The organism is Psychromonas sp. MME2, from assembly GCF_040566515.1.
Classification (GTDB): domain Bacteria; phylum Pseudomonadota; class Gammaproteobacteria; order Enterobacterales; family Psychromonadaceae; genus Psychromonas.
Genome location: NZ_JBEWXI010000004.1, coordinates 1 through 10320, shown reverse-complemented (window position 1 = coordinate 10320; position 10320 = coordinate 1). Strand labels below are relative to the sequence as shown.

Sequence of the window (10320 nt, the reverse complement as noted above, 5' to 3'; positions counted from 1 at the left end):
ATAAATAATGCAATATATCAACACCAAATGACATTTTCATGTTATTTATATCAGATTCATATCATCAAAGGGGAATTAGTCGATGACAATTACTGTTGGTATTTCACACCATACCGAATATAAATATAACCGTTCTGTGAAAATGGGGCCGCATATATTTCGTTTACGGCCTGCTCCTCATAGCCGTACTAAAATTAAGAGTTATTCTTTAAAGATCACCCAGAATCACTATATTAATTGGCAGCAGAATCCCTTTGGTAACTATCAGGCTAGAGTGGTATTTAATGAACCGACGACAGAGTTAGCTTTTACTGTTGATCTAGTCGCTGAAATGACGGTCATTAATCCCTTTGATTTCTTCTTCAGAAGAGTATGCAGAAGAGTTTCCATTTGTTTATGACAAAACATCAAAGGCAAACTGCTCCCTATTTAAAAAAACGTAAAGCCAGTCCGAAATTATTGAGTTTAGTTGCCTCTTTGACACCTAAAGAGCCGATACGTAGTGTCGATTTTTTAGTAGCAGTGAATAAGGCGATCTATGAGTTAGTGGATTACGGTATTCGTTTAGAGCCTGGTGTTCAGACTGCCAATGAAACGCTCACTAAAAAAACGGGTTCATGCCGTGATTCAGCTTGGCTATTAGTACAACTATTCCGTCATTTAGGATTAGCTTCGCGATTTGTTTCAGGCTATTTAGTGCAGCTAACCTCTGATCAAAAATCATTAGATGGACCAAGCGGCCCTGAAGAGGATTTCACTGATTTACACGCTTGGACTGAAGTTTATATTCCTGGTGCAGGTTGGATTGGTCTTGACCCAACCTCTGGATTATTTGCTGGTGAAGGCCATATACCATTAGCTTGTACACCAGAAACCAGCTCTGCAGCACCAGTAACGGGCGGTATCGATAAGTGTGAATCAGAATTTAGTTTCTACAACAAAGTAACTCGCGTACATGAAATCCCCGTGTGACAAAACCCTATTCAGAAGCACAGTGGTCTGCCATTAACCGTTTAGGGCAAAAAGTTGATCATATTTATGATGACGAGGGCATTCATTTAACCATGGGTGGCGAACCGACATTCATCTCTATTGATGATATGGAACACCCGCAATGGAATACGGCAGCCGATGGCGAAGAAAAAAGAGTCTTAGCACATCATCTGTTTTTAGAAATGAATAAAGTCTTTACGCAAGGCGGTTTCACTCATTACGGTCAAGGGAAATGGTATCCAGGTGAACCTTTACCTCGCTGGCAGTACGGCTGTTATTGGCGTAAAGATGGTGCGCCACTATGGAAAGACGCCAACTTATTAGCAGATCCCAATAAAGATTATAAATTAAAGAAATCATAAAGATCAAGAAATTTGCTGAAAAGTTAAGTGATGCATTAGGGTTAGGTAAAGCAGCCTTAACCACTGCTTACGAAGATATTCTTTACCATATGTGGCAAGAAGCGTCTTTACCTACTGAAATTGGTCCAAAACAACCTGAAGTATTAGATGCAATGAGCCGTAAAGGTTTCTTAGCTAAAATGGAAAAAGGGATAGAAAAACCAGTTGGTTATGTGCTGCCTTTACAATGGAATGATGGCAAACATTGTTGGCAGTCGTGCGTTTGGGAATTTAAACGTGGTCACTGCTTCTTATTACCTGGTGAATCACCATTAGGTTATCGTTTACCTTTAGATAGTCTTCCTTGGTCAGATAATATTATCGATCGCGACCCGTTTGATATTCCTGATAGCTTTGCGAAAACCAAGAAAACGAAAAAAGGTATTATCGGCAAAGAGATGATTAAAACGGCACTGGCACTTGAGGTCAGATGCGGACGCTTATATGTCTTCATGCCGCCAACCAGTCACTTTGAACATTATTTAGCGATTTTAACTGCCGTTGAAAGTGTCGCTAAAATGCTAGCAATACCTGTAGTAATTGAAGGCTATACACCACCTAAAGATAGTCGTGTTGAAAAATACGCGGTAACGCCAGATCCTGGCGTTATCGAAGTGAATATTCATCCGTCTAAATCTTGGGAGCAATTAGTTGAAAGAACAACAACCTTATATGGTTTAGCTAAACAATCACGTTTAGGCACCGATAAATTTATGGCTGATGGTCGCCATACGGGGACAGGTGGTGGTAACCACGTAACCTTAGGGGGTGAAACACCTGATCAAAGTCCGTTCTTACGTCGCCCAGATATTCTAAGAAGCTTCATTACTTATTGGCAGCATCATCCAGGACTATCTTACCTATTTTCTGGTCTGTTTATTGGCCCAACAAGCCAAGCACCAAGGGTAGACGAAGCGCGTGATGAAATATTGTATGAGTTGGAAATTGCCTTCTCACATATGCCTGAAGGTGAAGTGCCTGCTCCTTGGTTAGTAGATAGATTATTACGTAATCTATTGGTCGATTTAACCGGCAATACGCATCGAGCTGAGTTCTGCATTGATAAGTTATATTCACCTGATTCGGCAACGGGGCGTTTAGGTATCGTAGAGTTCAGGGGCTTTGAAATGCCACCTCATGAACAAATGAGCTTAGTACAGATGTTACTGTTACGTACTCTGTTAGCTTGGTTCTGGAAGAAGCCTTATCACAAACCTCTCGTTCGTTGGGGGACAGAATTGCATGATAAATTCTTATTACCGCAATATGTTGAAAATGATTTAGCAGAAGTAAGCCGTGATTTACAACAAGCGGGTTTTGGATTCCAATTAAGCTGGTTAGACCCTTTCTTTGAATTTAGATTCCCAGTTTGTGGTACGCGTGAACTGGATAATGTCACATTAGAACTAAGAACGGCTATTGAACCTTGGCATGTATTAGGTGAGGAGGCAACGGGCTCAGGTACGGCGCGTTATGTAGACTCTTCGTTAGAAAGGGTACAAATCAAAGTACAAGGTACAATGAGTGACCGTTATATCGTTACTTGTAATGGTCGCAGGGTTCCCCTTAAAGCTGTTAAAGGTAAAGCGAAGGATGAAATGGTTGCCGGTATTCGTTACCGTGCATGGCAACCACCAACGGCATTACACCCAACGATCGGTGTGCATGCACCGCTTACGTTCGATTTGATTGATACCTGGGAAGGACGTTCATTAGGTGGTTTTGTGTATCACGTTAGCCATGCTGGTGGACGTAATCCTGAATCGTTACCTGTAAATGCCTTTGAAGCTGAAGGACGACGTGTAGCACGTTTCTGGAACATGGACATACACCTTCATTACTGAACTCAGATCAAGCAAGTTGGACACCATCGGCAGTAACGCATCGTTTTAGCAATGCAGGGGTCAGTGAGTTTGTTGTTCCTGAAGAGGAAAGTACTAACCTCGATTACCCAAACACATTAGATCTACGTCGACAACCTTCCTTTAAATAAGCATCAATAGTTGTATCATTCCACTTTTAAATTAATTAAAGTGGGATGATGAATTTTTGCCAATCCAATTTATACAATGACAATTATTTTCTTAAACATGGAGTGCGATCAGCTTGTATATTAAAAATAGTACTATGCCTGAATGGCTATCCTTATACCTCGATAAATCACACAACCATGATGAGTTAGTTAACTACAGTGGCTTGAATCCAGAACATTGGGATACGTTGTTTAATCGATTATCTAACTTAACTGCTGAAGAGGTTAATAGTCGAGCTATCGAAATTAGCCAATTATTGCAAACGGGTAATATCAAATTTGAAAGTAATCAACAATGGCAATTTAATCCATTACCTTTTATGTTATCTAAGGATGATTGGAGTTCGATTGAAGCTGGAATTAAACAACGAACAACGCTATTAAATATCATCCAACAAGATATTTATGGTAAACAACAATTATTGATTGACGGCTCGCTCCCCGCTCAGAAATTATTTCAAGATAAAAATTATCTCAGAGAAGGTTTTAGTCTGCCGAGTAATGAATTAAAGTTATTTTTTACCGCTGTAGATATATACCGTACTCCTTCGGGTCAATTCAAAGTCTTAGCGGATCATTGCCAATGTCCCCTTGGCCTTGGACTGTTACTAAAAAGTCGTATTATTGCTCGTCGAGTGATGGCAGAAGAGTTTGCTGAATGTAATGTACAACAGATTAAAAATTTCTTAAAAACCTTTCAAGAAACAATCAATGAATATACTCATTATATGGATGACCCCCGAGTTGTTATTCTTACCCAAGGCATAGACGATCCCAATTATAATGAACATGCGTTTCTATCTACTTATTTTGGTTATACATTAGTACAAAGTGCTGACTTAACCGTGAGAAATGGAGAAGTATGCTTAAAATCTTTACAGGGTTTGGGGAAAATTAACGTCATTTTACGCTGGCTACCTGACCGATGCATTGACTCCTTAGAGCAAACAGAATATTCATTACATGGCATTCCGGGTCTGTTACAGGCTGTACGAGAAAATACAGTCAAAGTATTGAATCCGTTTGGAAGCGGCATATTATCCTCTCCAGCCGTGCAGTTTAATTTGGAACAGTTATCACAAGCTCTATTACAAACACCATTGTTATTAGGCCAGCCCTCTTATCATGCTATCTCTGATGCTGCATTATTAGATTGGCGGTCTCTAGAGTTAAGAAGTTATCAAGACCCTCTATTTAAATTAGATGGAAAAACTGATATTGAAAAAATAAAATTAGCGATCGATAAACACCCTGAACATTATTATTTTCAAGATAAACCCATTTTCAGTCGAGCACCTTTTTGGAGTAATAACCAACTAATTTCGAAACAGGTGATTTTTCGATGCTATGCAATAAGCACTGAACATGGTGTCGAAGTATTACCCTCTGCTCTCTGTTTCTCTAATGACGGCAGTGATCATCCTGATACATCTGGTTGGATAAAAGATACCTGGATATATACCTCTGGTAAAGGTAGCGTCGTCGAACCTATGCCCCCTACTCCTGTTCGCAAACGAATGGATGTCACCTTATTAGAAGGGGTTATTTCTAGCCGGACGGCCGAACACCTTTTTTGGTTAGGTCGTTATTTAGAGCGATGTGAAAATACCGTGCGTATTTTACGCGTATTCATTGAACGATATACCGAACTATCTATTTACTCAGATATTATACGCCACTCTATTGCAACTCGTTTATATACTGCAATACGATCACAACATATTGTTTATCCTTATATTGAACAGGAAATTGTAATACAGGAATGCTCGCTTGCTGATGCGAAAGAGATGGCTTTTCAACTACTTGCGGATGAACAATGTGCGGGTAGTATTATTAATACTTTAAAATATTTATCTAATGCCGCAGTGCAGGTTCAAGAGTTATTATCTTACGATAGCCGCCGTATTCTTGATGATATTAATGAGCAAATTGATGCATTAAAAATGCTCACTGAAGATAGGTCATCACGCACATTACAAAGTCACGTTGATAAAGTGATCGGCTCTATTATGGCATTTAATGGCTCAATTGCTGATTGCATGCCAAATAGTAACGGTTGGTTCCTCTTAGAAATGGGCCATCGAGTTGAGCGCAGCATACAAATTACATCATTAAGCGCAGCTCTATTGACCGAAGAGCTAGAAGAATCTGCCGAGATTGGTTTATTAGAGTCAGTGTTAACTTCTCAGGTCAGTCTGGTTACACATAAGCGTCGTTATAGAATGCATCAAAGTATAGGAACGGGACTAGAACTATTATTATTAGATGCAGAATACCCGCGATCGCTATTATTTCAATTAGAGCAAATTAGTTTATTATGCCAACATTTACCGACCAAACGTCGTCCAGGTGTCATATCCGCACATGAAAAAGCAATCCTTTTATCCAAAACGACATGTTACGTGACAGAAAGAGATTATTTACAAAAAAGCACCGATGCAAAGCGTTTGCAATTAATAGAATTTAATCACCATATTCGAAGTAACTTAAATACTTTTTGTGATGTACTACTATTACAATATTTTTCCCATACACAAACCGCGACTAAATTGAATTGGACTAATATTGAGCAGGCACAATCGTGAAATATAAAATAAAACATTCTACTACTTATCGTTATGCTGATTTTGTTAGCTTATGCCAGAATCAGGCTCGCTTAACGCCAAAAACAAACCAGTCACAAATCTGCCATAGTAGTTATATTGAGATACTACCGCCAAGCAGTTATTTGCATGAATATACTGATTATTTTAATAACAAAGTCACTGTCTTTGAAATAGCAAAACAGCACCGAGAACTGACCGTGACAATGGTCAGTGAAGTGGAGTTGTTAGAACAACAAAATCCCAATCTCAGTGCAGTTGATATGCCTTGGGAAAAAGTCAAAGCATTATTAACTACACCTAATACAACAACGCTTTTAAAAGTATCCGAATTTGTATTACCTTCCCAATTTACTCCTTTAGAAGCGGGAATTCGAGCTTATGCATTAACCTCTTTCACAGAGGGTAAAAATTTAATTGAAGCCTGTACTGATTTAATGGCACGAATATTTCATGACTTTCAGTATGATCCTGGTTTTACTACGATTAGCACTCCTTTAAGCGTTGTTTTTGCACAAAAAAGGGGCGTTTGCCAAGATTTTGCACACTTTGCGTTAGCTTGTTTGAGAAGCATTGGCTTAGCAGGGAGATATGTCAGTGGATATATTGAGACGCTACCGCCAGAGGGCGAAGTAAAATTAGAAGGCGCCGATGCAACACATGCTTGGTTTGCTGTTTTTGTGCCTAATTATGGTTGGGTTGATTTTGACCCAACTAACAATGCGTTACCGACTAATCAACACATCACTTTAGCAGTAGGAAGAGATTTCTCAGATGTCACACCACTTAAAGGTGTGGTGTTTGGTGGTGGTTCACAATTATTAGATGTAGCGGTCGATATGGTTCGATTGGATTAGTTTTTATGACAATATATAAATATGAGCAATAACAAGGCGGTAAGTGTATGAAAATTGATTGGAAAGGATATCAAACAAATGGTTTTTTTGATGAATTAATCGATTATAAAGGAAATGTGAGACCACACGGAAAGCAGTTAGCTCAATTTTTTTCAAATTTATCAAGTGAAGAATTAAAGAAAGCAAGGGCCGTCGCTGATTTGGCCATTAAAGAAATGGGAATTTCCTTCACTGTTTATAATGAAGGCAGCATGATTGATAGGGCTTGGCCGCTCGATTTAATTCCTCGGACAATTGGGAAAACGGAATGGCAAGGTATCGAAGTTGGTTTAAAACAACGTGTTGAAGCGCTAAACCTCTTTATTGATGATTTATATCACGATCAAAAAATAATTAAAGATGGCGTATTTCCAAAAGGTTTATTAGAGAAATCAGTAAACTTCCGCCCTCAATGTGTAGGCATCAACCCACCTAATAAAATTTGGGCTCATATCTGTGGTTCAGATTTAGTTCGAGATGGTAATGGTACTATGTATGTACTGGAGGATAACTTACGAGTCCCCTCTGGTGTCTCTTATATGCTTGAGAATCGCTCTGTGATGAAGCGTGTTTTCCCCGCGTTATTTGAAAAAGTGTCTATCTTGCCAGTTGACGATTACCCTTCTCAACTATTCGATATGCTCGCCGCAATGTCACCGCGCCCACAAGATAAACCTGAAGTTGTGGTATTAACACCTGGAGTGTTTAACTCCGCTTATTTTGAACACTGTTACCTTGCTCAACAGATGGGCTGTGAACTTGTAGAAGGTCGTGACTTAGTCGTTGAAAACGATGATTGTGTTTATATGAGAACCATCACTGGTTTGCAACGTGTCGATGTTATTTATCGTCGTATTGATGATCTTTTCTTAGACCCAGAAGTATTTTTAGCTGACTCTCAGTTAGGTGTTCCTGGATTAATGCGTGCTTGGTCCAGGGGCAATGTTGCACTGGTTAACGCCCCGGGTGCAGGTGTTGCAGATGATAAAGTTGTTTATGCTTATGTACCCGAGATGATTAAGTATTATTTAGGGGAAGAAGCCAAATTAGCAAACGTGCCTACTTTTAAATGTCTTGACCCAAAAGAGTGCGATCACGTTATTAAAAATATCGATAAATTAGTCGTTAAACCAGCTAATGAATCAGGTGGTTATGGATTATTGATTGGTCCAAAATCAAACAAAGAAGAACAAGCGAAAACGATTGCACAAATAAAAGCAGATCCCCGTAACTGGGTTGCTCAACCTACATTAAATTTATCCACGGTTCCAACATTAGAGGGCTCTACACCTAGTGGTCGCCATGTAGATTTAAGACCTTTTATCTTATCATCAGGTAAAGAAACACAAATTACAACGGGAGGTTTAACACGTGTTGCAATGGTAAAAGGTTCGTTGGTGGTGAATTCATCGCAAGGTGGCGGTAGCAAAGATACATGGATAGTAGACGAGGAGGATAAATAATATGTTATCAAGAGTCGGTGAAACTTTATATTGGGTCTCTCGTTATATTGAACGTGCGGAAAATATTGCTCGCTTAATTAACGTGAATAATATGTTAATGATGGACTTACCGAAAGGGGTGAGTACGGGTTGGGAACCGTTAATTGATATTATTGGAGCACGTCAATCTTACTAGAAAAGCACTCAGATTTTTCTGAAGCTAAAGCGTTACGCTTCCTATTAGTTGGAAAAGATAACTATTCTTCTATTTTAAATTCGATTAGTTGTGCTAGAGAAAGTGCACGTACTATTCGAGATGTCATCCCCAGAGATGTATGGGAAGCGATAAATTCTTTGTATTATTATGTAAAAGATAATCAAAATGATGGTTTAAGCAAGGGAGAAAGATTTACCTACTTAATAACTATCATTAATTCTGCGCACCAAATATTCGGCTCTCTCGATGCATCCATTAATCACGATCTCGGTTATACTTTTATTCGTCTCGGATTAATGATTGAACGTGCAGATATGACCTCGCGCATATTAGATATTCGTTCAGCTACATTGATTACCAGTGAAGAAGCTAAACCCTATGAAAACATTCAATGGATTAGTTTATTACGCTCAATGAGCGCTTATCAAATGTATCGTCAAGCGATGGGCGTACGTGTTCAACGTGCAGATGTTATTGAATTTATATTGCACAGTCATGTTTTCCCGAGATCTATTTTGTATTGTTTAGAACAAGTTAAGTCTTTAGTTACCTCTTTGCCTAACTCTGAGGAAATAATCATACCTATTGATAAAGCCATTAGTGATTTGGCAGCAGATGATGTTGCAACGCTTAAAAAAGGTAACTTGCATGAATACATGGATGAGATTCAGATCACTTTAGCGGGCATCCATAATGATTTAGCTGGACTTTATTTTTTAAAAGTAACTGAATAATCCTTACATTAAAAAGCTCAGATTGGTTGAGTTTTTAATATCATCGATAAATTCACACCATAAAAAGATAAAAAAAAGGTGCCATCGGCACCTTTTAAAACTCGTTTCGAAAAAACAGATAATCGATAAGGATTATTTGCTTTTAAGTGAACCAAAACGACTTTTGAATTTATCAATACGACCACCAGTATCAATAACACGTTGAGTACCAGTGTAGAATGGGTGACATGCACCACAAATATCTAGCGCTAAATCTTTGCCAGCTGTTGAGCCAACTTTAACTACGTTACCGCATGAACAAGTTGCAGTGATTTGCTCATATTCTGGGTGAGTTGCTTTTTTCATTTGGAAAACCTCTATTGGGCCGTGTCGCTGCTCTATTTGCATGAATTATTTCATCCAATAAAGTACCACACGTATTTATCGTTAAATTTCAGGGGCGGATTATATATGAATCAAAAATAAAAGCACAGTATAAAATTGCCTTTTAAGTAAGCAAATATTAACCAACCATAAGTAAATCTAATGCCGCATCTAATAATGATGCAGGTGTATACCTTTGCTTACAAAGCGCCATTCTATTAGCTCGTGATTTCCCCTCTTTTAACTCACAATAGTTAAATATAACTCTATGAATCTCTGATATATTATCAAGTACCGCAAGGCTATTAATCTTATCATTTAGGTGTCGCTGTAGGTAATGATGAAATTCATCCGCTGCATCATTAGCAATGACATGACCATCACTCACCGCCAGCTCATCACCGACAATAGGAGAATAAGCCCCCTCTCCATAGCTAAACCACCTGTCTTTCCACCAGCCCATTTTTTTACCCTGTAGATGTTCATGCTTATCCTTAACAGGTAAAAAATAATAAATACTCGCATGACCTTGCTTAATTTCAGGATAAGGGCCATCAAAGCAGCTGCACGTAAACTACTCTCATGTTCAATATAATGTGAATATTGCCGGGCTCGAAAGGTAAATGCCGTCAATAACTG

General features: G+C 38.7%; 11 protein-coding genes. 9 read left to right on the top strand and 2 right to left on the bottom strand.

The genetic code is table 11. The features are described 5' to 3' along the window. Window positions 1–82: 82 nt before the first annotated feature. From AB1A03_RS05945 to AB1A03_RS05905, 9 genes are all read left to right on the top strand, one after another. Entirely contained in the window at window positions 83–400 is a 318-nt protein-coding gene (locus AB1A03_RS05945; protein ID WP_354623693.1) for a transglutaminase N-terminal domain-containing protein, read from the top strand. Further along, window positions 397–972, top strand: coding sequence for a transglutaminase-like domain-containing protein (locus tag AB1A03_RS05940; protein ID WP_354623692.1), 576 nt, complete (start codon window positions 397–399; stop codon window positions 970–972). Before AB1A03_RS05945 ends, AB1A03_RS05940 begins: the two co-directional genes overlap by 4 nt. Further along, window positions 969–1355, top strand: coding sequence for a transglutaminase family protein (locus AB1A03_RS05935; protein WP_354623691.1), 387 nt, complete (start codon window positions 969–971; stop codon window positions 1353–1355). The genes AB1A03_RS05940 and AB1A03_RS05935 overlap by 4 nt, the downstream gene beginning before the upstream one ends. Next, complete coding sequence (locus tag AB1A03_RS05930) at window positions 1340–3238, top strand: transglutaminase family protein (RefSeq protein ID WP_354623697.1); 1899 nt, start codon at window positions 1340–1342, stop codon at window positions 3236–3238. Before AB1A03_RS05935 ends, AB1A03_RS05930 begins: the two co-directional genes overlap by 16 nt. Window positions 3239–3500: 262 nt before the next feature. Continuing rightward, a complete protein-coding gene (locus AB1A03_RS05925; RefSeq protein WP_354623689.1) occupies window positions 3501–6011 on the top strand; it encodes a circularly permuted type 2 ATP-grasp protein in 2511 nt (836 codons plus the stop codon). Further along, window positions 6008–6886: a transglutaminase family protein gene (locus AB1A03_RS05920; protein ID WP_354623688.1), complete on the top strand. Its 879-nt coding sequence runs from the start codon at window positions 6008–6010 to the stop codon at window positions 6884–6886. Before AB1A03_RS05925 ends, AB1A03_RS05920 begins: the two co-directional genes overlap by 4 nt. A gap of 47 nt (window positions 6887–6933) precedes the next feature. After that, window positions 6934–8388: a circularly permuted type 2 ATP-grasp protein gene (locus AB1A03_RS05915; RefSeq protein ID WP_354623686.1), complete on the top strand. Its 1455-nt coding sequence runs from the start codon at window positions 6934–6936 to the stop codon at window positions 8386–8388. Window position 8389: 1 nt separating this feature from the next. After that, complete coding sequence (locus tag AB1A03_RS05910) at window positions 8390–8563, top strand: alpha-E domain-containing protein (protein ID WP_354623685.1); 174 nt, start codon at window positions 8390–8392, stop codon at window positions 8561–8563. Further along, a complete protein-coding gene (locus tag AB1A03_RS05905) occupies window positions 8554–9318 on the top strand; it encodes an alpha-E domain-containing protein (RefSeq protein WP_354623695.1) in 765 nt (254 codons plus the stop codon). The genes AB1A03_RS05910 and AB1A03_RS05905 overlap by 10 nt, the downstream gene beginning before the upstream one ends. 132 nt (window positions 9319–9450) lie before the next feature. Here the strand turns inward: AB1A03_RS05905 and rpmE are convergent, their stop codons facing one another. Together rpmE and AB1A03_RS05895 are read right to left on the bottom strand one after the other, a co-directional pair. Then, on the bottom strand, window positions 9451–9663 hold the full coding sequence (rpmE, locus tag AB1A03_RS05900) for a 50S ribosomal protein L31 (protein ID WP_354623683.1): 213 nt from the start codon (window positions 9661–9663) through the stop codon (window positions 9451–9453). Window positions 9664–9820: 157 nt separating this feature from the next. Continuing rightward, entirely contained in the window at window positions 9821–10144 is a 324-nt protein-coding gene (locus AB1A03_RS05895) for a hypothetical protein (protein WP_354623682.1), read from the bottom strand. Window positions 10145–10320: the final 176 nt, after the last annotated feature.